The organism is Acetobacter aceti NBRC 14818 (genome assembly GCF_000193495.2).
Classification (GTDB): domain Bacteria; phylum Pseudomonadota; class Alphaproteobacteria; order Acetobacterales; family Acetobacteraceae; genus Acetobacter; species Acetobacter aceti.
Window position 1 is genome coordinate 547,330 of record NZ_AP023410.1, and the last position, 26,053, is coordinate 573,382.

A 26,053-nucleotide genomic window follows, 5' to 3' on the forward strand; every position below is an offset into this window, starting at 1 on the left:
TGGTGCCATATTTGGAGCACGAATAAAGGCACACATAGAAGAAGGCCTGCGCAACAATGACCATTTCATCCCCGCCCCGCCCCGTCATGCTTGTCATTCTTGATGGTTTTGGCTGGCGAGAAGACGAATCTGACAATGCCGTACGTCTTGCGTCCACTCCGATCTTCGATGGTTTGTGGAGCACATGTCCCAGCACTTTTCTGGACACCAGCGGCGAGGATGTCGGCCTGCCGGACGGGCAGATGGGCAACTCCGAAGTCGGACACCTGAATATCGGCGCAGGCCGTGTGGTGATGCAGGAATTGCCGCGGATCGGCAAAGCGATTCGGGATGGCAGCCTCGCCAAAAATGAAGTCCTTGCGGCCTTTATCAACAAGATGAAGGAAACCGGCGGGACCTGCCATCTTCTTGGCCTCGTCTCCTCAGGAGGGGTGCATGCCCATCAGGATCATGCCGTCGCACTGGCGCACATTCTGACTGATGCGGGCGTCAAGGTTGCGTTTCATATCTTCACGGATGGTCGCGATACACCGCCCCAGTCCGGGGTTGGCTATATCGAGAGCCTCACAAAAGCCCTTCCCCAGACGGTCGAACTCGCGTCGATTTCCGGACGTTATTACGCCATGGACCGGGACAATCGCTGGGAACGCGTCTCCAAGGTCTATGACGTCATCACCAGTGGCGAGGGCCCGCGGGCGGCGTCTCCTTTGGAAGTACTGGACGCCTCCTACAAGGCGAATGTGACGGATGAGTTTGTCATTCCTACCGTGCTCGGTGATTTTCAGGGTGCCAAAGATGGTGACGGTATTCTTTCCTTCAACTTCCGGGCTGACCGCATCCGGGAGTTGCTGACGGCGCTTCTGGAGCCGGAGTTCAGCGGCTTCCAGCGGAAAGTCGTGCGCCATTTCGCTGCGACAACCTGCATGACGCGCTATAGCGACGAACTGGCCAAGCTGACGACTGTTCTGTTCGCCCCACAGGACTTGCGTGATCTTCTCGGTGACGTTGTTGCCGCGGCCGGCAAAAAACAGCTTCGCATGGCGGAGACTGAAAAATATCCCCACGTCACCTACTTCCTGAACGGTGGTCGTGAAGAGAAATTCGAGGGCGAGGACCGGATCCTTGTGCCCTCACCCAAGGTCGCCACCTATGATCTGCAACCGGAAATGTCTGCGCCAGAACTGACCGACAAGGCTGTCGCGGCCATTGAAAGCGGTCATTACGATCTGATCGTGCTCAACTACGCCAATCCGGACATGGTCGGGCATACGGGTATCCTGTCCGCCGCCATCAAGGCTGTGGAAACGGTGGATACCGGTCTGGGCCGCATCGCCGACGCCATCCGCAAACAGGGCGGCGCTCTTCTCGTAACGGCTGATCATGGAAACTGCGAAACCATGAAGGATCCGGAGACAGGCAATCCGCATACGTCGCACACACTGAATGAAGTGCCCTGCGTTCTCATGGGAGCAGGCAATGTCAGGCTTCATCATGGACGGCTTGCCGATATTGCTCCGACCCTTCTCGGTCTGATGGGTCTGAAACAGCCGACCGCCATGACCGGAAAATCCCTGATCTCGTCGCAGGAGGCCTAAATTTCCTTCTGTTCTGCGACTGTGGCGACAAGGGAGGATGTGTGAGTTCTGCACACACGCTTTCTCCCGCTGCAACAAAAACATGCCGCGTTAGACGCCCTATAAAATGGTGGCCCCTGTTGGCAACGGGAAGCACAATCTTCCTGATGTGGCCTCATCTGTCTCATGCCGCATCCAGCAAGCAGGCCCGGCATACAACTTCTTCCCATTCGGGCCAGCACCAAGGAAAGAAAACACAGTCAGCAGCTGCGGTGTCATCACCTACACGTGCAGCGCTTGAGGCTGCACAGGCGCAGGAAACAGTTCTGAGAGCGCAGGCGAAAGCAGAGGCTGCACGACTGGATCAGGCGCGTCGGCAGAATGCTGCTGCGGCTGCGCAGGCTGCGCAGGATCATTCGCGTTCTGTTGCCCTGTCCTCGGCAACGGTTGCCGCTGCGGAACAGCTTCAGAAAACGGAAATTCGCACCGAGACTGTGCAGGCGCAGGTCGAAGATCTTCGCGCTGATCAGCAGGCGACGCAGGATGCGCTGCGATCGGACGCCAAGGCGCTGGAACCGCTGTTGCCTGTAGCGCAACGACTGTCACTCTATCCCATGGACGCCCTGCTGACTGGAGCCGGCCCAACAGAAAACGTGGTGCGCGGGCTTCTGGTTATGCGTGGTTTGGGCAATCTTCTGGAGACCCGGGCGGAATCCCTGCAAAGCCGACAGAAGGATCTGAAGGCGATTGAAGGCAAGCTGTCAGGACAGGTGGCGGAACTCAGTCGGATCGAAAGCATCCAGCAACAGCAGAGAGCTGAACTGGCTAAACAGGCAATCGCCGCTCGAAATGCGCAGATTCAGTCGAATGCAGCCGCCCGACTGGCGTCGAGCAATGCTTCGCAGGAAGCCGCCAAACAGAAAACGTTGCAAGCGGAACTCAACGGTGTGCTGGCCGCGGAAGCCGCCGCCATGGCTCAGTTGCAGAGAGAGGCCGAAGCCGCAGAACGGGCACGAAAGGCCCGTGAGGCTGCCGAAGCGCGACGCCGGGCCCAGGCTGCCGCTGCGGCAGCCGCCGCCAGAGCGGCTGGTCGTCATGTCACCAAGGAGGTGGAGCCCCCTCCTGCACCTATATCTGGTCATGGCGGCGATGGCATCGTGACCGGCCATCTTCTGACGGCGTGGGGGCAGCCGATGGAGGGCGGAGCGGCATCAGGCAATACGTATTCCGCAGCCCCCGGCAGCAGCGTGCGGGCTCCCTGCTCGGGAACCGTGGAATTTGCCTCTCCATTCAGGAGTTATGGCGAGATGCTGATCCTGAATTGCGGACACGGTTATCGCTTTGTGCTGGCTGGCCTTGGCAGCATGAATGTCGCCACAGGGCAGTCACTGGCGAAAGGGTCATCCATTGGCTCCATGCCTTCATCCGGTGGTGCGCTGCTTGTCCAGCTTCGTAACGGGGCGCGGTCAGTCAATCCAAAGTCTCTGCTTTGATTGGGTGTTGTGGGTTTTATGTCTGCACGTCGGATGACACGCGGGTTGGCGTCCCGGATGAGAGGCGGTATTCGTTTTGGTAAGAACCTTGTTGGATGATACGCCCTCACTGGGGCGATTCGTGCCGAGAGAGACAGAAAGCTGACTGCCGAGCGGCGCAGTCCGGCAACAGGAGACTTCACTTTATGACGTTCCGCACCGCCCTGCTGTTCGGAGCCGCAGTTCTTTCCGGACTGACGCTCGCGCCCCAGTTTCCTGTTACTGGAGGGAATTACGGCGTCATTGCAGAGGCCCACGCCGAGACAGCGCCAGCCACCTCTACAGACCCCAAGGTCAGCCACGCCGAGACCTACAAGCTCTTGACCCTGTTCGGCAGCATCTTCGATCTTGTGCGCGCCAACTATGTCGATCCTGTATCGGATCGTGAACTGATCACCAACGCGCTGAACGGCATGCTGAGCGGCCTTGACCCTCACAGTTCCTACATGACGGAAAAGCAGTATGCCGATATGCAGGTCCAGACGACCGGCAAGTTCGGTGGACTGGGACTTGAGGTTCAGGGAGAAGACGGCCACGTCCGCGTGGTCTCCCCGATCGACGGAACACCGGCCTGGCGTGCGGGGATCAAGCCGGGCGACTACATTGTGGCGATTGACGGGCACAATATTGATGGCAGTCCTCTGAATGACGCCGTCGAGAAGATGCGCGGCAAGCCCGACACCAAGATCACGCTCACACTGATCCGCGCGAAGACCCCCAAGCCCGTCATTGTGACGCTCACACGCGAAATCATTCATATCGAGGCCGTCAAATCGGCGCTCTATGACAAGACGGGTTACATCCGTATTCCTCAGTTCACGGAAGATACATCCGAAGAACTTCACAAGGCATATGATGAGCTGCTTAAGAAAGCCGGTGGAAAGCTGACTGGCGGTCTGGTGCTGGATCTGCGTAACGATCCGGGTGGCCTGCTGACACAGGCGATTGATGTCGCCTCTTCCTTCATCAGCAATGGCGAGATCGTCTCCACACGCGCCAGACATCCCAAGGATAGCCAGCGCTGGGACGCCAAGGGTCATGATATGACGGATGGTTTGCCGATCGTCGTGCTGATCAACGGTGGCTCCGCATCCGCCAGTGAAATCGTATCCGGAGCACTTCAGGATCACCATCGCGCCGTTCTCATCGGCACCAAGAGCTTCGGCAAGGGATCTGTGCAGACGATCATGCCCATTCCGGGCAATGGTGCCGTCCGTCTGACGACAGCACGTTATTACACGCCGTCGGGTCGCTCCATTCAGGGACTTGGTATTGTCCCTGACGTCTCGGTGAAAGAAAGCCGTGAAGAGCCCGCTTTCAGCATCCGGGAAGCTGATCTTTCCCACATCCTGAAGAATCAGGGCGGCAACCAGACCAAACCCCCGCAGCGTTCAGACCTGCCGCCGCTTGCATCTCAGCTTCCTGAAGAGCCACCAGCCAATTGGCCCGCTTTCGATGTGACCAAGCCAACGACCGACTTCCAGTTGCAGGAAGGTCTCCGTCTGGTGCGTAGCATGGCTGGTGTTGCCGCGCCGGATCCGGTCGCCGCCCTGCCTGCGCCAGCACCAGTTTCCGACAAGACAACGCCAGCAAAGAATGAGGCCTCCCATCACTAACGACGATATTCACCCGGCAGCCAGGGCAATGGAAGGTGCAGCTGTCACCAGTCTTTGGCAACGCCTGCCACCAAACGGACGACTTTTCGTCCGTTTCTGGGGTGGTGTCTCGTTACTGGCGCTTCTGGCAGGCATCGGTCTACAGGAACTGGCGTCCAGACATCATTCGGCCGCCACCACAGCATCTGATCAGAGCAAGCCTTCGGCTGCGCCCCAGATTGCGCAGCCGCAGCCAGCAAAAGAGACGGCTGAAAAGTCTCCGGAAGCTGTGGCAACCAATACAGCCCCTGATCAGCAGAAGAATGATTTTTCGTCTGAGATTACGCCCGGTGTCGCGCCCATTCCCAAACCCATGCCGGATATGCTGGAGCCTGTCGCGGGCGACCCGGGGCATAGTCTGCCAAAGATTGGCCCGAACGGTGAAATGTCCCGCAATATCTATGCGGCGGCTATTCCCCCCGTTCCGGCGGGCAATGCACGTATAGCCATTCTGCTGGATGGGTACGGACTATCTGAAGAGATGAGCCTGAACGCGGCCCGCAATCTTCCGGCTGTGGTGTCATTTGCTGTGCCCGCTTATGCTCCAGCGAGACAGCCTCTATCGGAAACAGCCAGACTACGCGGACACGAGATCTTTCTTTCCCTCCCGATGCAACCTTCCACCGCGCCGCTTGATGATGAGGGGCCACGCGCGCTTGGCTATGATCATACGGCGGAGGCAGACAAGGAAAATCTGGAATGGGCCCTGTCCCGTTTCAACGGCTATGTCGGTGTGACAAACGCCTTTTCGGGTCTGGATGGGGATGCCTATGCGCAGTCTCCTGACTTCACGATGGTCAGCCGCATTCTTGAAAACAGAGGTCTGCTCTACCTGAATGCAACACCTGGCGCACCGCGTAGCGGTCCGGTGATGGGTGGGGACGCCTCTCTCACGATGGACACCAATGCGGACGCTGCCGGGGTAGACGGACAGTTAGCCCGGCTTGTCGCCATGGCCAAATCCCGCGGAATAGCCATTGCTGTTGCTGGACCAATGCGCCCTGTGTTTCTGCAACGGCTGGCCGAATGGACGCGCGCTCTTTCCAGTCAGGGCATAACGCTGGTCCCGGTCAGTGCGCTAAGTCGCAACGCAACCCTTTCCGCGAGCGTTTCGGACAGCAAGGCACTCCACGTTGCAGTCCCGACCGACCCATCACTACAGCCACCTGCACCTGTCATCGCTCCCGCCAAGGTTGGAGCAGCATCAGGTAAACGCTCTGTTACGGAAGCTCCGCTTGAACCTCCGGCTCCGACGCCTTCGCAGGCTGCTTCGCCCGCCTCTCCATAACCTGTTGAAAACTGCGATGATCGATCCCTCATCCCTGCCCTATCGCCGAAATGTCGGTGCTGTCATCTTCAATGGGGCCGGAGAAGTCTTCGTTGCACGACGCACGGACATGCCCGGTGCGGGCGGTGGTCCGGACGACGGAGTGTGGCAATGTCCTCAGGGCGGGATTGATGATGGTGAAGCCACAGATCACGCCATTTTCCGGGAGGTCAGCGAAGAGACAGGCATGACCTCTCTCGCCCTTCTGGGAGAACATCCAGACTGGCTGAGCTATGATCTGCCAGCTGAGCTTGTCGGAAAGGCCCTCAGGGGCCTCTACCGGGGACAAACGCAGAAATGGTACGCGTTGCGTTTCACAGGACCAGAAACCGAAATCCGGCTTGATCTTGATGCGCATCAGGAATTCGACGCATGGAAATGGATTCCGCTGACACAGCTTGCCACTCTGAACGTGGGATTCAAAAAGCCTATCTATGAGATACTCACTGTTTCTTTCTCACATTTTTCCTGATCGTCTCTATGCTTTCTGGCAGTTCAGATATCTCCCAAGGATATGAGAGATTTTTTCAATCCAGGCCTCGGTACCAAGACGATAGCCATGCAAGGCAAAACCTATAATAAGAGCCGCAGCGATACTGAAAAAGGCTGTCTGCGGTGATAACGGACTGCGACGTCGTCCCAATAAACTATGCAAGACTATGACGGCGATCACTCCAATCAAGCCACCGACAATGACTTCCGGGATTGTGTGAACCTGTAACAACACGCGCGTAACGCCAAACCCAGTGGCCAGCACACAGGCTCCCAAAAGAACGACCCAGCCATTGCGACACAATAAGGCCAGTAGCCCACCATAAACCAAGGTGCCTCCCATTGTGTGACCACTGGGACTATAGAAAATGCGCTGATGTGGCACACCGCATCGTTCACACCACAGCTTCAGAAGAAGTATGAGAGTTGGAGCCGCTACCATGACAGCGGCCCAAGCAAGTGCGTCCTTTCTTCGTCCAGCAAGCAGAAGAATCAGGAAAACTGAAATCTCAACGGGACCGGCAATGGCCTGATCGGCGAAATCACTTAACGCACCGATCACTCACAACACTCCGAAGCATAAGGGCGAGACACCGACCGTCCGGCCCGTGTCTCAAGCCTGATACGCGCAATTGCAGCGATAACAATACCCAGCATTACATAAAAATCAGGCATGCCTATGGTTGGAGAAGAGATAATAGCCGTGATCAGTCGCCCTACTATCGCTGCAAGAAAGCCTTCTATCGCCATGCATTCCATCGACATTGGCGCGGTACGAAGCGCCCACCCGGCCGCTTTTGCCAACTGCCAGTCAAAGAAGAGCAGACAGATTACTCCTACGACGCCGATGGTCGCCAACAGGCCGGGTATCAAACTCGATGACCGATTGCTTCCCCACCCGGTTCCAAGCCCATAGGTGTTACGAAAGGCTGCTATAGAGTCCAGATCGACCTGACTACGCTCCTGATAGGATGCGCTCTGTTTTTTCTCCGCTGTGCCGCTGGCCACGCTTTGCGCTGCTGAAATCACCTTGGGTGAAAATGTCGCAACCGTTGCTCCGGCAACGCCCAGAATCAGCGCGCCAATCATGGCGAGTTGTCCAATGCGTCCAAGAAGACGGCTGTGTCCCGTAATCACCACCAGCACGGGCAGCAGTATCAGTCCGATCGCAACAGCACCGAAACCTGTGGTCGAGGTCGTCAGGCAGAGCGCTATGCTGGAAGCCCAGATCAGTGCGCGCATCCCCCGGACACGATAGCCTTTGAGGGTCAGCCAAAGGGTGGAGAACACGACACCTGTCAGATAGGACGCGCAGGCTGCCGGTTCTGTAAATGATGCATTGATGCGAGGAACAGGCCCGGCAGTCTGCGCATCAAGAACGGACCAACCAGTATTCGAATAGAAAAATGAGCGTGGAAAAGGCACATGGACTGTTCTTGCCGCGAACTGCCAGACACAGATAGCCACCAGAAGCCAGCCGGTGAAAATATAAGCCTTATAGAATTCAGCAATATCAATATTTTTTCGCGTCAAATACTGTGCTGCCAGTACCATCAGGACAACATTGATGATAAGATAGGCATCCTGCGTGATGTTTCCGAAATTTGGCGCAAGAAGAGACAGCGTGCCAGCTGCGTCCTGTTTCTGTGGCCAGACCTGAACCTGGTTCCGGAACAGGCGGGGCATGATCTGTGAACCGAGAACCGCCCAGACAAGGTTGAGGATCATCCCCATTGAAAGGGTTCGGACGCCTGCTTCACCGGGGTAACGGACCCCCAGCAATTTCTGCAGAATGATGTAGGAGATAAACGTTAGGCCCGGAGCGAGTGTGGGCTGGAGGCAGAAGCCGCCAAGCTGCAGCACAGCAGCAGCCGGAAAGATTCCTGCAATGATAACCAGTTTCAGCAGGCGTTCGGGCTTGGACCAGAAAGCAAGACTGAGCGGGATGAGAATTGCTCCCATAAGGGGAAGCATCAGGTGAGTTTCCTTGTGTTTTTCATACCCATCACGGCCTTACTCTCCATCTGACAAACCATACGGCATGGCTTCAGAAACGACGGTTAAAAACCCTCCGTCAAGACACGCTCGGTGAGCGCCGTGATGTGGGAGCGGAACGCGGCTTTTGAAAAGCGGAGCGCGTTCTCCCGGCACCCTTCGGCCGAGATCTTGTCGCGTATGGTTTCAAAACGATCTACGGTTTTCACAATTGCATCCGCAGTCTGTTCGCTGAACAGAAGGCCTGTGGGAGTATCTGAGAGCGTGTCGTCCTGAACAATGTCCAGCGCTCCACCCCGTCCGAAGCTGATGACAGGTGTGCCGCAGGCCTGCGCTTCAACCAGAGTGATTCCAAAGTCCTCTTCAGCAGCGAAGACGAATGCCCGTGCGTTCTGCATCATGGAAAGCAGTTCCGCGTGCGGCACCTTGCCTTTGAGAATGATATTCGGGGCACCCGCAGCGAGAGCACGGATTTTCTCATTCTCAGGACCGTCACCAACCACGAGCAGTTGTCTTTGCGGCATACGGCGGAATGCCTCCACCACCAGATCGATGCGCTTGTAAGGAACCTGTCGGCTAGCCACCAGATATGCCCCACGGTCAGCCGGCGCAGTAGGTAAGTTGAAAGCATCTGTATCGACTGGCGGATGAATGACGTCCGCCTCCCGGCGATAGACCTTCCTGATACGCCGGGCGATGTAGCGTGAGTTGGCCACAAAAACATCCACACCAGTGGCCGAGCGTACATCCCAGTTTCGGATGCGGTGGAGAAGCCAGCGAACAAAAAGCCCTTTCAGGCCGCGTTCCAGACCACTTTGCCGCAGATAGGCTGCCTGCATGTCCCAGGCATAGCGCATCGGCGAATGGACATAACTGATGTGGTACTGATCCGGACCCGTGATGATGCCCTTTGCGACGGCGTGGTTACTCGAAAAGACAAGATCAAAACCGCTGAGATCGAACTGCTCTACCGCGAGCGGCATCAGGCCGAGATAATTCCGGAAATGTTTCTTCGCAAAGGGCAGCTTCTGGATGAAGGTCGTCCTGACTTTCCGTCCCCCGAGAAAAGCCCGCTCCTTTTTGGGGAGAAAATCGACGATGGAAAATACCTGCGCCTGCGGGAAAACAGCAAGCAGTTCCCCCACCACACGTTCTGACCCGGCATAATGCTCCAGCCATTCATGAACAATCGCAACTTTCACGGTTGAGGTCGTGGCTGTCACATTTTTTCCTTTTTCTGTATATTAATCAAAAAATACATGATAACTATTTTTTAGACACAAAAACTGTCATATCTCCCCTCAGTTAAAGGTTTAGTCATAATCCTCCGCTATTGGTTGCTGACAAGGATCCTTATTGGAAGACCGGAAATGATACCTGTTTCCTCCCACGCGCCTTACGATCATCTCTCCTCTCTGCCTTCCTCACCGTCGCCGCAGCAGAAAGAGAAGCTGGGAGCAGCCCAAGGCATTATCCTTGCGACAATCGGCGGAATAATCGCGTGGACGTCGGCTCTTGCTTTTGCCTTTATTTCCATTCGTTAAATTTCCCCTCGATACGGCGCACCCTATTTTTCAGAATCCTAAAAAATACCCGCATTTCTTATCGTCAGATCTTTTTTCTTAACCTCTGTCATCACAATTGAACGAGCATTTTGCGCTGCGGCTGCGCTTCGAAACATATGGCAGTGCTGTGCATTCATGGCGAGATGAATGCCATATCGGGCGTTCATCGTCTGCGCGAAATGTCCACTGAGAGAGCCAATCTCCATGTTATTGGCTGCTGACAGACGCCTTACATCACTGATGTAAAACTCCTGTCTTTCTCCATTTTCAGCACTGCACCAGCAGAATATTCCTTTCTGAGTATTCTGCGATGCATCTATCGGATCAAAACTGTCTTGCGCCATGAGAGAGGCGCCAACAGGAAAGATGAGGCTCAGTCCCATCACAAGCAGGGCGCATCTGTTCCTCATTTCATGTCGTCTTTCGCTATGGCAATCAGCATTCTCGCTGCCTTGTCCCATGTGAAATGCTTTGCCCGTTCATCCCCTCTGTCCCGCAGGCTGGCCATTTGCTGAGGATCGTCCAGCAGACGGCATACTCCCTGACTGACGCTCTCGGAATTGCGCGGATCAACGTATAGCGCTGCGTCGCCACAGACTTCTCTCAGGGCCGGAATGTCAGCTGCGACAACTGGACAATGACAGGCCATTGCCTCAATCGCAGGCAAACCAAACCCTTCGTAAAGCGACGGGAACACAAAACAGGAAGCCGCAGAATACAGTGCGTGCAGCTCTTCATCTGTCACCCTGCCGACATAGAGAGCTGATTGCGGCAAATTCACCTGTCCGGAAAACACACTCTTATCAATGCCGCCACTGATGACGAGTGGCACACCTCTCTGCTGCAAATCCCGGGATAAGGCGTTGAGTGCTCCGAGGTTCTTGTGCTTGGCAAGATTGCCAACTGCCAGCACGAAAGCACGCCCCTCAAGATCATGGCGCCGCAAAATAGAAGTATCAGGTGTCACGCGCGCTATATGTTCACAGCCTTCGGGAATGACCTCAATTCGTTTCGGACTGACTTTTAAATACTTTGACAGCTCCTGTCTGGAAAAATCGGAAACAGTCACAATCCTGGTCTTCGTGTGGCAGAGGATTGTCTGCAAAACCTTGTACCAGAGACGGAATTTCCAAGAGTAGCCTTCTGGCTGGGCAAACACAGCCGCATCATGCAACACAACCAGCTGGTGACGTCCGAAAACAGGCGCTGTATTACCGGGATTGATAAGAAAACGACCTTTATGGGACCGAGCAAGATCAAACTGCTCCCATACCTGCCCTTTCAGATGACCGCAGGGCACAACAGGCAGCCCCACTCCTTCGGGCGGGAGCATCAAAGTCGTGCGTGGAGCCAGTAGCACCGGTTCCTGTCCTTGCGGCCAGTCAAACCTTGCAATGGCCCGTGTCAGCTCTCCGGCAAATCTCTGCACTCCGCTCTGCGGCTGCGAAAGATAACGCCCGTTCAGAGCTATCCTGATCCTGCCTGTCACTTTCATCGTCACCGTCGTCACGAAGCCAGCAATCCATAGTGGCGATAAACCTGTAAAGCCGCGCCGGACAGACCGGAAGCACTCCCAGCCGGAACCTGTGTAAGCACGGCGCCGAGTGTGCGGGCATCATAGGCTTCCAGCTGGCGCATCGCTCCCTTCAAATTTTCCTGTGTGGTTACGCCCCATTTGACCACCAGCACAACTCCGTCCGTTTCGTGCGACAGTACAGCTGCGTCGGGGAACGCCAGAAGAGGCGGTGTGTCCAGAATGATCAGGTCATAGTGAGGGCTGAGTTCGGCCAGAACCACCTGAAGAACCTCAGGAACAATCATCTGGTCACTCGGAGATTTCCAGTTGTTCATCGTCATGACATCGACACCCGGAAGCACGTCCCGGCTTAGCCCCCTCTTATCCAGCGAGGTGACGAGATGCCTCTCCCCTTTCCCTTTTCCTGACGCCTGAACAATTTCCAGTGCGGAAGGGCCTCGTGTGTCGCAATCGAGAATCAGGGCTTTTTTGCCAGCACGCCCAGTATTGGCAGCCAGTGACAGCGCAAATACCGTCTTGCCTTCTTCCGGCCCGGACGATGTGACGGTAATCGTTTTCGCCCGAAAACGACTGCGCCCAAAAGACAGGATCGTTCTTATAGCCTCAATGGACTCTATATAGATCGAGGGCTGTGAAGAGCGGTAAAGCTCTGAAAGTGAATGGGAAAAGGATGGAACCATCCCGAGGGTAAACAACCCTGGAACAGCATCGATTTCCGTTCCTTCTTTCACACCTTTCTGCATCCGTTCCTGCGCGATGGCCACCCCTACACCGGCAAGCGCTGAAAAAAGAATGGCAATGGCCATAAACTGGGTGCGCGGCGGTCCCGATACGCCGAGCGGCTGATCGGCGCGGCTGATCAGTTCGGCCTCCGGTTCCTGCAAAGCCGCTGCACTCGAGGTTTGAGCATAACGACCGAGGAAATCCTGATAAACGGCACGAGCGGCAGCGGCTTCACTTTCCAGCTGCTGCAAGGTGACGTTCGCCTCGTTTTCCCGGCCAACATGCTCCTGCAGCTTTGTTACTTCATCCGTCAGGGCGGCAACGCGCCGTTCAGCGCTCCGAAGATCCTTGTCAGTGCTTGTCGTGATCTGTGACGTCACCTGCCCGATCTGGGCTCTGACGTGCGCTGCGGCAGCGCGCGCTGCCTGCAATTCCGGATTGGCGTCTCCCGCTGTACTCGCGAGACTGGCGACACGGGCGTTCAGCATGGCTTCCTGCGCCTGAAGCTGCTGGATGATTGGCGACGACAGCACGTCCGTGGTGCTTGCCGTATTTCCCATCATCTGGTTGGCGCGGGCTCTTTTGGCGGTCAGGTCCGCCTGCGCTGCGACAAGAGCGCGATTGGTTTCAACAAGCTGCTGATCCGTCACCGTTACGCCAGCTGGTGCATTCGGACTACCGGAATGGGTGATTTCGGCTGAAATCAACCCATTCTTCTCACGATATTGTTCAACCGCCTGCTCCGCCTTGCGCAGCCGCTCCCGTAGAGGAATTATCTGTTCGTCAAGAAGTGAGTTGGAGCGCCAGGTCGAGGCGATCTTCATATGACGCTTGAAATCGAGATAAACGTCAGAAAATGCATTCGCGATGTTGGCGCTGAGATCCGGACGACCGGTTCTGACGCTGACCGTGATGAGGTAGGAACGACCGTCGTTCAGAATAGTGACATTTCGACCAAGAAGATCTCTGACAACCTGAAGTTTTTCATCTGGAGTGAGCGGCTTCTCGGGATCAGCATGGCCTGTCACCTTGCTGATCCAGCCTGTAATCCGTGTCTTGAAAGACTTTTTTTCCATCTGGGCACGAAAATACGGATCATCGACAAGTTTCAGCCGCTCCGCGACTGCCTTTGCGATGGACTGGCTCTTGAAAATGCCGACTTCCGTGTTGATTGCCACAGCATCAACATCCAGCGCTCCCTGCGTTGCCTGCAGATCACGAAATTCCGCCTGTCGGGTGCCGATCATCAGTGAAGATGTGGCATCGTAATAAGCAGGTAGCGTCAGAATGAGGGCAATTGCCGGAACAACCAGAAAACCCGCAACCAGCAGTATCGTCAGCCAACGCTCTCTGATGATTTCAAATATCTTCAGAGGAGAAACGTGAGACGCATCGGGTGGAGGCTCGGAAATCCTGTCAAGCAAATTGGACTGAACGACACTCATGAAGGCGCTCCACTGCACAAAAGAGGAAGGAAGCAGACTCTGCTGATAACGGAAAAATAGACCGTGCCGGATAGGAATGCGGCTCAGCGTGCCCCTTTCTGCATCATAACGGCAGGGATGGTCCGATAAAGGATACTGAAATCAAGCGCCAGACTCCAATTCCGGACATAATAAGTATCCAACTTGACCCGTTCTGCGTAGGTTGTGTCACTTCGACCGCTCACCTGCCACAATCCTGTAATGCCGGGGCGGACAGCTTCATAATAGTGTAGGTCCTGACCGTAATATTTCAGTTCCGCCTCCACCACCGGACGAGGGCCAACGAGGCTCATCTCTCCCTTAAGGACATTCAGGAGTTGAGGAATTTCGTCGAGACTGGTGCACCGCAAAAAACGACCAATCATCGTGATACGGGGATCATGACTGAGCTTACGGGTAGTCTCCCATTCATGCCTGCAGTCTGCATTTGTTTCCAGAAGCTGTTTCAACACGACATCTGAATTTGTGACCATGGAGCGGAATTTGAGGCATTTAAAAGGTACGCCCTTCCTGCCTATCCTGACATGGCCATACAAAGCCGGACCGCCATCCAGCGATACAATGCCCCAGATAACAAGAAAAACAGGAAAGATAACGACCAGAAAACAGAACGCCATTACTACATCGAATAGTAATTTTATTTTTCTCGACAGGTAGTGCTTATCTTTTCCCAACTCAGGTCTTTCTACATGTATCGAATGCTTGCTTGCAGGAGCATGCCAGACTCTCAAATAACTTGCACATGCTGTTGCGGCCGTTTCATTTAAAGAAATGGAAGCGTCAGATGGACTTTTTTCAATTTCAGAGTCTGATGTACTCATTGTCTGCCACCCACCACGACTGTTTCATTCTTTTACAGACTGTTTGTTACTTCCCTGTGATGAACGTAAGAAAAAATGGATTAAAAATTTCAACGACCTTCTGTTTTTTGAGTATTGCCAAATTAATAAATATTAATGCGACAATATAAAAAACATACCAAATATATGCATAATTTTTACCACTTTATAAAATATAAGCATTATTAATTTTATTAATATATGTTAATATATCCGTTTGTTGTATTAATTTTATTAAAATAACTCTAAAATGACATAAAGTACAAAAAATAAAACAATTCACTTTTTAAAAGCAGAATCGCATGAAAAAATAACCGACGTGATTACGTAACCGCTCTCCAACCTCACCAAGAGCAGATTCGCGTTTTCTGAAAAATCTTTGAACGGAATTTTGCCGGAAGAGTAATCTTTTTCAGTCAGACCAGCGCCGTATCATAAAAAATATGACAGTATATAATTTTAGACAGTAAAAAGTCATTTGAGAAGAAGGTTAACTGACGACATCCGATAAAAGTTAATGTTAAGAAGTAAGGTGCTAATGGGATAGACAGCCGCACCAATGATTAAAGCGTTCCACCTGCTCCGGGTTGCCACGATCATCGGACTGTCACCTCCTGTAACGGCACAGGCACAGGTGGTAACGCAATATTTCCCGGCACTCGGTTCGGGAGCGGGTGAACTAAGTGAAGAGCCTGCACAGGTTAAGGCTGCCCGTGCCTACCAGCCCCTTGGTTACCATTCGGGACCATTGACCGTTCATCTCGATGGCGATGAACGTGTAGGTTACGACAGCAATGCCGATCTGATTCAACATGGCCGCAAAAGCTCTGTCATCAATACACAAGGTCATATCGGAGCAGTGCATCTGCTGGATCGCAATGATCAGGTCCATGCGGATGTGAGTGTTTCCGACCTGCGCTACCCTACCCGCTCCTTGCAGAACCAGACGACCTGGACCGCCAATATCGGCGGAACCAAACATTTTGGCCGGGACGAACTTGGCGTCGCCTTTACACATCTTTCTCTGGTCCAGATGCCTACTGAGTCCGGTGCGCTGCTTATCCTTGGTCCGGTTCCCTACACTCTCGATGACGGCAGAATCAGCTACCTTCTCAACACGCACGGTCGACTGAGCTTCCTGCCTGAATTCTCCATCCAGCATTACCAGTTCGGCAAGCCTAGGCTTCTGGGAAATTCCCCTTATCAGGATCAGCATTACCGGGATCGGGTTATCATCAACGAGAATATCACCGCCCGTTATCAGATGATGCAGAACAGCCATCTGCTGCTTCTGCTTCAGGGAACCCAGATCGAATATCAGACCGGAAATCTGGACCTTCCGGCCCGAAGCTCCAATGGTTTCGCTGTCATGGGCGGCTATAGCTGGAATGAGGCTGGTCCATTCCAGTTCAGGGCGCTGATCGGTTACCAGCGACGAATTTTTGCTTCCTCGCTTTACGGCTCTATCAGCTCTCCCATTGCAGAGGCTTCTATCAAATGGACGCCAACGCGCCTTACGACCGTATCGGCCACAGTCAGTCACGGCATTGAGGATGCCGCGTTCGAAGGCATTGTTGGCTACACCAATACAAGCGCCCAGCTCAGTATCACGCATGCCTATTCACGGAACATCGTGTTCGAAGCGCACGCTGGCCTGCGTAAGGCGCATTATCCATCCAGTTCTCCCTATCTGATTGACCACTCTCCCATCGGACAGCTTGCCAACAATCAGAGCAGCTATGGCGGTGGCGGGAGCGTGCATGTCTATCTGAATCGTCACCTCAGTCTTGAGCTGAACTACGATTTCGCCAGCCAGAGCGCCTTTATGGGCCCGCTCTTTCCGGTTCACATTGTTATGGCAGGGGTGCACTTTGCCCTGTAACAACGCCAACCATTTCCGCTCTGAAGCTTCTGGAGCGCCTCATCACGCCACTTTTCTGAATGACAGGATTTTTCAGAACATGACATCAGGGTGTTCTTCTCTCTTCCGCCGCACGCGCGCTTTGGCTGCCATCGGAAGCATCGCCGTTTCTCTGGCGGCCTGCGCAGAAGGCGGCGACCTGAAACCCGTCCCTCCCTATGATCCCGGCGCGTACACGCTCGGCGTCGATGACCAGATCCGGGTCATCACCTATGGACAGGATCAGCTGACATCCGACTTCCGTGTGGACAGCACCGGCAAGGTGGCCTTCCCGCTGACAGACGGCTTACAGGCTGCGGGCCTGACGACCACGCAGTTCGCTGATGAAGTGAAAGAGGCGCTTGAACACTCGCGTATGCTCCGTGATCCAAAGGTCTCGGTCGAGATCACGGCTTACCGGATGATCTCTGTTCTTGGTGAAGTGGCACGTCCCGGTCAGTATCCGTATCAGCCCGGCATGACCATGTTGACCGCAGTAGCGTCAGCTGGTGGTTTTACCTATCGCTCACTCGAAAGCCGGGCTTACGTCATCCGGCAGGAGGGTGAGGAAAGCGTGGTCGGCAAGATTAAGCCACAGGATTACGTAAAGCCGGGCGACGTGATCAAGATCTACGAGCGTCATTTCTGACCTCCCTTATGGAGGCCAGAAACCACTCACTCTTCAGCCAGTAAGAACGCTCTGGAGCGTGCTGCCCAGTTCGGCTGGCGTGGGCGCAATATGTACTCCGGCAGCCCTCAGAGCGTCGATTTTGGCCTGAGCCGTGTCGTTCCCGCCCGAAATCACGGCACCAGCATGACCCATGCGGCGTCCGGGCGGCGCGGTGATGCCCGCCACCAGCCCCACTACCGGTTTCTTGGTCTTGCTGTCCTTCAGAAACTGGGCTGCCTCGATCTCTGACGTGCCACCGATTTCACCGATCATGATGATGGACTGCGTTTCGGGATCAGCAAGAAAACGCTCAAGCACATCAATGAAGTCGAGGCCCTTGATCGGGTCCCCGCCAATGCCGACGCTGGTGCTCTGCCCCATTCCAAGCGCGGTCGTCTGCGCCACTGTCTCATAGGTCAGCGTTCCGGAACGGGAGACGACACCAACGGAACCCCGACGATGGATCGGTCCCGGCATGATCCCGATCTTGCAGGCGTCCGGCGTGATGATGCCCGGACAGTTCGGTCCGATCAGAAGGCTTTTGGAACGGTCCAGTGCGGCCCGAACCCGCAGCATGTCCTGAACAGGGATCCCTTCTGTGATGCAGACAATCAGCGGGATCTCAACCGAAATCGCTTCCAGAATGGCGTCAGCGGCCCCGGCTGGAGGCACGTAAATCACACTCGCGTCGGCTTTGGCTTGACTGACTGCCTGTTCCATCGTGTCGAAAACCGGCAGGTTAAGATGCGTCTTCCCGCCACGTCCGGGCGTCACTCCGCCGATGATGGACGTGCCATAGGCAATGGACTGCTCGGAATGAAAGGTGCCCTGAGCGCCGGTGAAGCCCTGCACGAGGACCTTTGTGTCTTTATCAACCAGAATGGACATCAGGCAGCCCTCCGTGCGCGCACTTCGGCGACAATCTTCTGGGCGGCATCACCCAGATCCGTTGCAATCGTAATGTTGAGACCGGACTGCCTGAGCATGGTCAGGCCTTCTTCAACCAGTGTTCCGGCCAGCCTGATGACCAGTGGCACTTTCAGTCCCTCTTGTCTGCAGGCGTCGATCACAGCGCCCGCGATCAGGTCGCAACGCATGATTCCGCCGAAAATATTGACCAGAACACCTTCAATCTTCTGATCCGAGAGAAGGATACGAAAAGCAGCTCCCACCTTTTCTCTTGAAGCGCCACCGCCCACATCAAGGAAGTTCGCAGGTGACTCTCCTTCCTCATGGATAATGTCCATGGTCGCCATAGCGAGCCCGGCTCCGTTGACCATGCAGCCGATGGTCCCATCCAGACTGACATAGGATAGTCCGAAACGGGCTGCCTCCTGCTCGCGAGGGTCTTCCTCGTTCGGGTCACGCAGTTCTGCAAGCTGGGGATGACGGAACAGGCCGTTATCGTCGAAAGCCATTTTGGCATCGAGCGCCATCAGGCCACCGTCCTTTGTGACCACCAGCGGGTTCATCTCGATCATTGAGGCATCAAGACTTGTGAAAGCCGAGTAAACACTCCTGATGATCGCCGCAAACTCGTTGATCTGCTGGCCCTGCAGGGCGAGACGGGTGGCAAGAACCCGCGCCTGATAATCCCCAAGACCGAGTTCAGGATCGATCCAGACTTTCTGAATTTTCTCGGGTGTCTTTGCCGCAACATCCTCGATGCTCATGCCGCCTGCCTGTGAGGCGACAATCATGATTTTCCGCGCGCTACGGTCGATAAGCATGGAAAGATAAAGCTCCCGCTCGATCGCGCAGCCCGCCTCGACATAGAGCTTATGCACGACACGGCCAGCGGGTCCCGTCTGACGCGTAATCAGCGTCTGGTTGAGCATCTGGTAGGCAGCATCTTTCGCCTCTTCCGGACTTTTTACGATCCGCACTCCGCGGATTTCAGGATGATCCTTGAAATGTCCGGCTCCGCGACCACCAGCGTGAATCTGCGCCTTCACGGCACAGATGGGCGTTCCGAGCGAACGCACGGCCTGCCTGGCTTCCTCCGGTGAATGGATGAGCACTCCTTTTGGCGTTGGCACACCATAAGAGCGCAACAACTCCTTGGCCTGATATTCGTGGATATTCATAAGCCTTCTCCGCCGTAAGGAGGGTGCTGCAAACGGCCATCCCTCGCATGGTGAGCATCTGTAACGGGCTTCACCTATACGCAGGCTTGATGAGTCAGCACCACGCAGAGCGCTTCAAACTTTGGTGCTCTTCAAAGCCGTTCCGTTTTCATAGCGCTCAGCACAGCAAACTATTTTATAAGAAAAACAAAATATTAAATTGATAATACAGTATTTTATTACTATTTTCTTCTGGTGAAGACAGCAGCGCCCCATTCTTCCGTCAAATGATTTCCCACCTCAAAGACGTGTGACTGTTCACCGACGCTGCGTGCGCTTACCGTGATTTCCAACGCAACAATCAGAAAACAGGACAGACCGATGGCCATCACCATTCCGGACGAAATGAATGCCATCGTGCTGGATGAGCCCGGGGGTCCGAACGTCCTGCATCTTGGCAAGGTGCCCACACCCACGCCCAAACCGGGCGAAATTCTGGTTCGTGTCGAAGCCAGCGGCGTCAACCGCCCGGACATCATGCAGCGCAAAGGGCTTTATCCACCGCCTCCGGGCGCAAGCCCCCTGCTTGGTCTGGAAATTGCCGGAACAGTCGTAGCACACGGCAGTCCTGTCGCAGGCACGGACTTTCCTGCCATTGGCAGCAAGGTCTGCGCCCTGACTAACGGTGGCGGCTATGCGGATTATTGCGCAGTCCCCGCGTCACAATCCCTGCCGTGGCCGGAGCATTATGACGCCGTCAAGGCAGCCGCTATCCCCGAAACCTTTTTCACGGTGTGGTCCAATCTTTTCACCACCGCCGATCTGAAAAAAGGTGAGACCGTTCTGATTCATGGCGGTGCGGGCGGTATCGGCACCGCTGCCATCCAGATCGCAAAAGCCATGGGGGCCATTCCGCTCACGACTGTCAGTGATCCCGAGAAAGGCGAGTTGTGCGAGAAGCTCGGCGCGATTGTCATTAACTACAAGACTGATGATTTCGTCGAAAAAACGCTGGAATACACGGATGGGAAAGGCGTGGATGTCATTCTCGACATCATCGGTGGCCCCTATTTCTCCCGAAACCTCAAGTCGCTGGCAATGGACGGGAGGCTTGTGATCATTGCCTTTCAGGGCGGCGCAAAAGCGGAAGATGTCTCACTCACTCGCCTGATGACAAAGCGCCTGCATGTCACCGGGACAGCGCTTCGCCCGCGTAGCACGGAGTATAAAGGCGCAGTCGCTCAGGCGCTGAAAAGCCATATCTGGCCCCTGCTGAATACTGGCGTTCTGGAACCGATCATACATACCACTTTCCCCCTTGCAGAAGCGGCTGAAGCGCATCGACTGATGGAGAGTAGCAGCCACAGCGGCAAGATTATCCTGACACACCCCGACCAGAATTGAAGTTGATAGAAAAGATCATAAAACATAAATAAAATTATGTTTTTATAGAATTTTTATATCAAAAGAGAACGAAACATGCTCCTTCACGCACTCGAACGCGGCCCCGAAAATCCGTCAGGAAATCATCTGCCTGTTGTCTTCATTCACGGTCTTTTCGGGCGTGGCCGGAATTTCGGTTTCTTCCAAAGACGACTGGCCGAAAGCCGTCGCACGATAGCGCTGGATCTCCGTAATCATGGCGAAAGTCCACATGGGCCGATGGATTATCCGACTTTGGCGGACGACGTTTACGAAACGCTCAATCATCTCGGCATTCACTCCGCCATCATTGTCGGTCACTCAATGGGCGGCAAAACCGGAATGATGCTCGCCCTGCGTCATCCCGAGATGGTTGCGAAACTACTTGTAGCGGATATTGCGCCGGGTGAAGGCGGTTTTGCTCAAGGACATGATCTTGCGGCCAAGCTGGCAGCACTGCATTTTCCTGCATCTCTGAACCGCGCAGAAGCTGACGCTTTGCTCGCAACCGTCATCAGTGAGCCGGAAGTCAGAAATCTCATGCTCCAGAATGTTGAACTCGGGGAACATCCACACTGGCAGATCGGCATCAACGAAATCGCCGCCGCCATGCCGCAGATCGTGGGCTGGCCAGAGATTCCGGAAGGCGAGACCTATGATGGACCAACCCTCTTCGTGGCGGGGCAGCGCTCCCACTATATAGCACCGGAAAATTATCCCACGATGAAGCGGCTTTTCCCTCATTATATGCTCAAGACGATTGAAGGGGCCGGGCACTGGGTTCATGCGGAAAAGCCGAATGAATTTTATGAAATACTCTCGGAATTCATTGGCGACAGCTGACCCTGCTTCAAAGCCCAGCGACGTATTCCTGATGTGCTGCAATCAGGGCAGACAGTGGAAGGTGGTTGCGGCATAATTCACTCATGACGACCGCTCCCATATCCGCAGCCGCAGCCCCATCTCCTCTCCTGTCACGCAAAGAGCGTCACAAAAAGGGACAGGCGCTGCGTCAGCTGGTTTCCAGATCATCTCATGCCGAATGGTCTCCCGCCAGAAATCGCTCTGATCCGCTTGCCCTGCTCACCCAGCAGAACACGCACCGCATCACCAGCCTGATACCGGTTCGTTACGAGCGTATGAGGGCGTCTCCATTCGCCTTCCTGCGGGGAGCGGCGATTGTGATGGCGGCGGACCTTGCCGGCACGCCTACAAGCGGGCTGACGGTGCAGGCCTGCGGCGACTGTCATCTGGCGAATTTCGGAAGCTATGCCTCACCCGAAGGTATCCCGGTCTTCGATATCAATGATTTCGACGAGACATTCCGTGCGCCTTTCGAATGGGACATCAAGCGTCTCGGTACATCTTTCGTGCTGGCAGGATTGGAAACCGGTCTTTCCTCCCATCGTGCGCATGCTCTGGCTGAGATCATGGCACAGACCTACAGCACGGAGATGCGTCGTCTCTCCCAACTGAGTCCGCTTCAGGTCTGGCTCAATCGCATTGATCTCAAAAACGCCATCGCTCATTTCGAAGATGCAAAAACACGCCGAGCCACGGAAACACTCCTGAAGACGCGTCTGGACAGCATCAAGACTGGCTTCGGTCTCATCGCTGATGACCGCAATGCCCCGTCCCTGCACGAAAAACCGCCACTGGTGATGCGTTTGCCGGATCAGGACGATGCCACCCGACAGGCTTTCGCCCGTTATGTCGCCACCCAGCCGCCGGAACGTCTGGCTCTTCTGAAGCACTATGCTCTGCGCGATGTGATCTTCAAAGTGGTCGGTGTCGGCAGCGTCGGTACGTTCTGCGCCATCGGGCTGTTCACCACGGCGGATAACGAGCCTCTGCTGCTTCAGATCAAGGAATCTCAGGAGTCCGTTCTGGCACCTTACGCCGGTCCCGCCGTTCACATTCACAATCAGGGTGAACGCGTTGTCACAGGCCAGCGCATCATGCAGGCTGTGTCAGATTCCTTCCTGGGATGGACACACAGTATCGGCGATGACGGAGAGCTGTCTGAAGACGATGCGCATCTGCCCGAAAACGAATCAAGACGACAGTTTTATGTGCGGAGGGTCAAGGATACGCGTCTTGCCGCCATCGGTGCGGACTTCGCTCAGGAAGGCCTGAAAGACTACGCGAAACTGTGCGCCCGTGCGCTTGCCCGCGCCCATGCCCGGTCAGGTGATCCTGTGACCATTTCGGCCTATCTCGGTAAAGGCGCTTCATTTTCTGCCGCTATTGCCGCCTTTTCGGTCGCCTATGCCGCCCAGACCAAAAAGGACTGGAAGAATTTCGTGGCGGTTACCACTAGCAAGCCAGCATCGTCTGCAAAGGCATCATCCTGACTTCATAAGTCTTCTGCCCGCTTTCCACACTTGAACGCAGGAAGCGGGCAGAAGATTTTTCTCACGCCTGTCCTGCCTCATGGGACAACAGGACGCGACCGGTGGGCGTGTCGATCTCATCCAGCACCACACGATACCCCCATAGGTCCGCAAGCGCATTGAGGGTCAATTTCATGTCGTTATCGGCCAGAACCTGACCCGATTTTGTGCGGTGCTCCAGCCGCAGGGTTCTGTCTCCAAAAGTATCCACGTCCACGATTTCGATCTCCGTGTACCACGTCGAAGGATCGTAAGAGGCCGCAACAGTGCGGCGAATGTCGCGATAACCGGCTTCGTCATGAATGGCGTCGACCAGCAGATACGGATCGCGGGTATCATCCAGAAGCCGGAACATGCGGAAATCACGCATCACCTTTGGAGAGAGGAACTGAAGGACGAAGCTCTCATCCCGATATTCCGCCCAGGCGTGACGCAAGGTTCCATAGGCGTCGCCGTTGCCAGCAATATCCGGCTGCCAGCGCCGGTCCTCTTCTGTAGGATCGGTGCAGATGCGCTCAATGTCCTTCATCATCGCAAAGCCCAGCGCATACGGGTTAAAGCTGGTTGAACCCTGCTCATAGCCGAACTGGGCGATCACATTGGTGGTCGAGTGGATCACCTCCATGAAGGCCGCGTCATCAATACGTCCCTTCTCATGCAGGCGACTCATGATGCGGTCATGCACCCATGTCGCACACCCTTCATTCATCAGCTTGAGCTGCGGCTGTGGGTAGAAATACTGAGCGATCAGACGGACAATGCGGATGATTTCCCGTTCCCACGGAGCCAGACGGGGGGCATGTTTCTCAAGGAAGTAAAGGATATTTTCCTCGGGCAGTCCAAGCCGACGGCGGAGCGCCTGCCTCTCACCGTTCCCCGAGTGCTCCGGCTCGCTTCCCTGAGGCAACGTGCGCCACAGATCGTTGAAAGAACTGTCCTCGTAAGCCCGACGCTCACGTGCCCTCGCCTGTTCATCTTTCAGGTCGATATGTCGCGAGCCGCTATGCCGATTGACACCCTGCCCCTGCAAGGCGTGCGCCGCATCCAGCACGCGCTCCACTGCCGCCTGCCCGTGAATCTCTTCGCAGCGCGAGATGTAGCCGCGGGCAAACTCCAGATAGTTCAGAATCTGTGAAGGATCAGTCCATTCCTGAAACAGACGGTTATTTTTGAAAAAATGGTTGTGACCAAAGGCCGCGTGCGCGATCACCAGCGCCTGCATCGTGGCGCTGTTTTCCTCCATGAGATAGCTGATGCAGGGATTGGAGTTGATGACAACTTCATAGGCGAGCCCCATCAGCCCCCGACGATAGGCGTTTTCGTGCCCCGCAAAACGTTTGCCGTAAGACCAATGGTGATAATTGATCGGCATACCATTGGCCGTATAGACATCGAGCATCTGCTCGGACGTGATGACCTCGATACGGTTTGGAAAAACATCGAGGCCAAGCTCTTTCTCCGCAATCTCCTCAATGGCGTTGTAGCAATCGCGGATGATGTGAAAGTTCCAATCCGCGCCCTGATAGAGCAGCCCTGTATCTGTCATGCGTGGCTAGCCTCCCCGGCTGTCCTGCGTGCGAAAAGCTCCCGAAAAACAGGGAAGATTTCCTTCCGGTCACTGACCTGACGAATGGCGAGATGCGGCTGTTTCTCGGCAACGCTGCGATAAGCCTGCCACAGGTCCGTCTCACCACGAATGATCGCGCCTGAACCGGTGACTTCGATGTAGGCGTAATACTGCACGAGCGGTAGAATCTCTTCGTCGAGCAGCCTGACGACCTGCGGAGTATCCGATGGGGAGTTATCACCGTCAGACGCCTGTGCGACATAGATATTCCATTGCTGGACTGGATAACGCGCCTTCTGGACACGCAGCATCTCTTCCAGCGCTGTCGATACGACAGTGCCTCCGGTGCGCGGATCGTGGAAGAAGGTCTCTTCATCAACCTCCTCCGCTGTTTCCGCGTGCCGGATGAAGACAACATCCAGCGTCTTGTAACGCTTTTCCAGAAAGACATGCAGCAGCAGGAAGAACTGCTTGGCCAGATCCTTCATCCGCTCGGTCATGGAGCCTGACACGTCCATCAGGCAGAACATGACGGCTCTGGTGGAAGGCTTCGGCGTGGGAGCAAACCGCCTGTAACGCAGATCCACAGGATCAACCCATGGGATACGGTTCATCCGCTGACGAAGGTTTCCTCGCTTCTCCCGCAGTTCCTCAAGCTCTTCGAGTTGCGCCGCAGAAAGTGGTCGAATCTCTTCCAATTCGGCAATGCGGGCTTCGATTTCCTCCAGTTCAGCAGGTTTCGGGCGACCCAGCCCGATACGCCGCGCCATGGAATGGCGGACGGTGCGTCCCAGATCGAGTTGCGATGGGGAGCCGTCATTGCTGAGGCCCGCCCGACTTGGCGCTGTCGTCTCGGTGGCGGAGATTTCCCGCTTTATGAGATCGGGCAGTTCCAGATCATCAAAGAACAGATCAAGAAATTCGTCACGGGAAAGGATGAACCGATAGGCATCTTCCCCACCTCCATCCGTTCCTGCCTGTCCGGGGCCACCTCCTTTCCCGCCACCACCTGATGGCGGTCGACGCAGCTTGTCTCCACGGGAAAATTCGTGGTTCCCCGTCAGAATGATATGTCGTTCTCCCTGCGTGAAAACACGATGGAATCCCGGCTCATGCAATGCATCTGCCGGAATGGAGACGGCTTTACCCTCTCCGACTTCACGGATCTTGCCGTTTGCTACGGCGTCCCGCACGGCTTTCTGAACCGCGCCTCGTGCCCTTTCCAGAGCACGACGACGGTTTTCAAGATTTTTGCCATGTGGGTTGGATCGTCTATCAATGATATCCAAGTCGCACCCCTGATCTGTGGGCG

The 26,053-nt window shown here is 55.2% G+C and carries 22 protein-coding genes; 11 read left to right on the plus strand and 11 right to left on the minus strand.

Going from position 1 to position 26,053, the window contains the following annotated elements; genetic code table 11:
- The first annotated feature begins 56 nt into the window (after nucleotides 1–56).
- From gpmI to EMQ_RS02515, 5 genes are all read left to right on the plus strand, one after another.
- Nucleotides 57–1,595, plus strand: coding sequence for a 2,3-bisphosphoglycerate-independent phosphoglycerate mutase (gene gpmI, locus EMQ_RS02495; protein WP_018308518.1), 1,539 nt, complete (start codon nucleotides 57–59; stop codon nucleotides 1,593–1,595).
- A 251-nt stretch (nucleotides 1,596–1,846) separates the two neighbouring features.
- A complete protein-coding gene (locus EMQ_RS02500; RefSeq protein WP_158320015.1) occupies nucleotides 1,847–3,067 on the plus strand; it encodes a murein hydrolase activator EnvC family protein in 1,221 nt (406 codons plus the stop codon).
- Nucleotides 3,068–3,252: 185 nt separating this feature from the next.
- Nucleotides 3,253–4,722, plus strand: a complete 1,470-nt coding sequence (locus EMQ_RS02505; RefSeq protein WP_010669000.1) for a S41 family peptidase — start codon at nucleotides 3,253–3,255, stop codon at nucleotides 4,720–4,722.
- 28 nt (nucleotides 4,723–4,750) lie between these two features.
- Nucleotides 4,751–6,049, plus strand: a complete 1,299-nt coding sequence (locus EMQ_RS02510; RefSeq protein WP_018308516.1) for a divergent polysaccharide deacetylase family protein — start codon at nucleotides 4,751–4,753, stop codon at nucleotides 6,047–6,049.
- Nucleotides 6,050–6,065: 16 nt separating this feature from the next.
- Entirely contained in the window at nucleotides 6,066–6,560 is a 495-nt protein-coding gene (locus tag EMQ_RS02515; protein ID WP_026200271.1) for an RNA pyrophosphohydrolase, read from the plus strand.
- A 6-nt stretch (nucleotides 6,561–6,566) separates the two neighbouring features.
- Here the strand turns inward: EMQ_RS02515 and EMQ_RS02520 are convergent, their stop codons facing one another.
- The 3 genes from EMQ_RS02520 to EMQ_RS02530 all read right to left on the minus strand — a co-directional run bounded on the left by EMQ_RS02520 (nucleotide 6,567) and on the right by EMQ_RS02530 (nucleotide 9,798).
- A complete protein-coding gene (locus EMQ_RS02520; protein WP_010666931.1) occupies nucleotides 6,567–7,142 on the minus strand; it encodes a phosphatase PAP2 family protein in 576 nt (191 codons plus the stop codon).
- Complete coding sequence (locus EMQ_RS02525) at nucleotides 7,139–8,554, minus strand: hypothetical protein (protein ID WP_010666932.1); 1,416 nt, start codon at nucleotides 8,552–8,554, stop codon at nucleotides 7,139–7,141. The genes EMQ_RS02520 and EMQ_RS02525 overlap by 4 nt, the downstream gene beginning before the upstream one ends.
- Before the next feature lie 86 nt (nucleotides 8,555–8,640).
- Complete coding sequence (locus tag EMQ_RS02530) at nucleotides 8,641–9,798, minus strand: glycosyltransferase (RefSeq protein ID WP_018308514.1); 1,158 nt, start codon at nucleotides 9,796–9,798, stop codon at nucleotides 8,641–8,643.
- A gap of 147 nt (nucleotides 9,799–9,945) precedes the next feature.
- On the opposite strand from EMQ_RS02530, the gene EMQ_RS02535 reads away from it, so the two are divergent.
- Nucleotides 9,946–10,119: a hypothetical protein gene (locus tag EMQ_RS02535; protein WP_010669200.1), complete on the plus strand. Its 174-nt coding sequence runs from the start codon at nucleotides 9,946–9,948 to the stop codon at nucleotides 10,117–10,119.
- Between the two features lie 38 nt (nucleotides 10,120–10,157).
- On the opposite strand, the gene EMQ_RS02540 is transcribed toward EMQ_RS02535, so the two are convergent.
- The 4 genes from EMQ_RS02540 to EMQ_RS02555 form a co-directional block, all read right to left on the minus strand.
- Nucleotides 10,158–10,484, minus strand: coding sequence for a hypothetical protein (locus EMQ_RS02540; RefSeq protein WP_132012041.1), 327 nt, complete (start codon nucleotides 10,482–10,484; stop codon nucleotides 10,158–10,160).
- A gap of 62 nt (nucleotides 10,485–10,546) precedes the next feature.
- Entirely contained in the window at nucleotides 10,547–11,650 is a 1,104-nt protein-coding gene (locus tag EMQ_RS02545; protein WP_010668198.1) for a glycosyltransferase family 4 protein, read from the minus strand.
- A complete protein-coding gene (locus EMQ_RS02550) occupies nucleotides 11,647–13,845 on the minus strand; it encodes a GumC family protein (RefSeq protein WP_010668197.1) in 2,199 nt (732 codons plus the stop codon). The genes EMQ_RS02545 and EMQ_RS02550 overlap by 4 nt, the downstream gene beginning before the upstream one ends.
- An 83-nt stretch (nucleotides 13,846–13,928) precedes the next feature.
- Complete coding sequence (locus EMQ_RS02555; protein ID WP_231368016.1) at nucleotides 13,929–14,705, minus strand: sugar transferase; 777 nt, start codon at nucleotides 14,703–14,705, stop codon at nucleotides 13,929–13,931.
- 577 nt (nucleotides 14,706–15,282) lie between these two features.
- Here EMQ_RS02555 and EMQ_RS02560 point away from each other — a divergent pair.
- Nucleotides 15,283–16,605 carry an outer membrane beta-barrel protein gene (locus tag EMQ_RS02560; RefSeq protein ID WP_010665756.1) on the plus strand — a complete coding sequence of 441 codons (1,323 nt, stop codon included), beginning with the start codon at nucleotides 15,283–15,285 and terminating at the stop codon, nucleotides 16,603–16,605.
- A gap of 79 nt (nucleotides 16,606–16,684) precedes the next feature.
- Nucleotides 16,685–17,272: a polysaccharide biosynthesis/export family protein gene (locus tag EMQ_RS02565; protein WP_010665755.1), complete on the plus strand. Its 588-nt coding sequence runs from the start codon at nucleotides 16,685–16,687 to the stop codon at nucleotides 17,270–17,272.
- A 33-nt stretch (nucleotides 17,273–17,305) separates the two neighbouring features.
- Here the strand turns inward: EMQ_RS02565 and sucD are convergent, their stop codons facing one another.
- Together sucD and sucC are read right to left on the minus strand one after the other, a co-directional pair.
- Nucleotides 17,306–18,181, minus strand: coding sequence for a succinate--CoA ligase subunit alpha (gene sucD, locus EMQ_RS02570; RefSeq protein ID WP_010665754.1), 876 nt, complete (start codon nucleotides 18,179–18,181; stop codon nucleotides 17,306–17,308).
- Entirely contained in the window at nucleotides 18,181–19,380 is a 1,200-nt protein-coding gene (sucC, locus tag EMQ_RS02575; protein ID WP_010665753.1) for an ADP-forming succinate--CoA ligase subunit beta, read from the minus strand. The genes sucD and sucC overlap by 1 nt, the downstream gene beginning before the upstream one ends.
- Before the next feature lie 384 nt (nucleotides 19,381–19,764).
- Between sucC and EMQ_RS02580 the strand changes: the two genes are divergently transcribed.
- The 3 genes from EMQ_RS02580 to EMQ_RS02590 all read left to right on the plus strand — a co-directional run bounded on the left by EMQ_RS02580 (nucleotide 19,765) and on the right by EMQ_RS02590 (nucleotide 23,135).
- Nucleotides 19,765–20,763 carry an NAD(P)H-quinone oxidoreductase gene (locus EMQ_RS02580; protein WP_010665751.1) on the plus strand — a complete coding sequence of 333 codons (999 nt, stop codon included), beginning with the start codon at nucleotides 19,765–19,767 and terminating at the stop codon, nucleotides 20,761–20,763.
- Between the two features lie 75 nt (nucleotides 20,764–20,838).
- Nucleotides 20,839–21,624: an alpha/beta fold hydrolase gene (locus EMQ_RS02585; RefSeq protein WP_018308510.1), complete on the plus strand. Its 786-nt coding sequence runs from the start codon at nucleotides 20,839–20,841 to the stop codon at nucleotides 21,622–21,624.
- An 83-nt stretch (nucleotides 21,625–21,707) separates the two neighbouring features.
- Entirely contained in the window at nucleotides 21,708–23,135 is a 1,428-nt protein-coding gene (locus tag EMQ_RS02590; RefSeq protein WP_010667761.1) for a DUF2252 domain-containing protein, read from the plus strand.
- A gap of 61 nt (nucleotides 23,136–23,196) precedes the next feature.
- On the opposite strand, the gene EMQ_RS02595 is transcribed toward EMQ_RS02590, so the two are convergent.
- Together EMQ_RS02595 and EMQ_RS02600 are read right to left on the minus strand one after the other, a co-directional pair.
- Nucleotides 23,197–24,720 carry a SpoVR family protein gene (locus EMQ_RS02595; protein WP_010667762.1) on the minus strand — a complete coding sequence of 508 codons (1,524 nt, stop codon included), beginning with the start codon at nucleotides 24,718–24,720 and terminating at the stop codon, nucleotides 23,197–23,199.
- Complete coding sequence (locus EMQ_RS02600) at nucleotides 24,717–26,030, minus strand: YeaH/YhbH family protein (RefSeq protein ID WP_010667763.1); 1,314 nt, start codon at nucleotides 26,028–26,030, stop codon at nucleotides 24,717–24,719. Before EMQ_RS02600 ends, EMQ_RS02595 begins: the two co-directional genes overlap by 4 nt.
- Nucleotides 26,031–26,053: the final 23 nt, after the last annotated feature.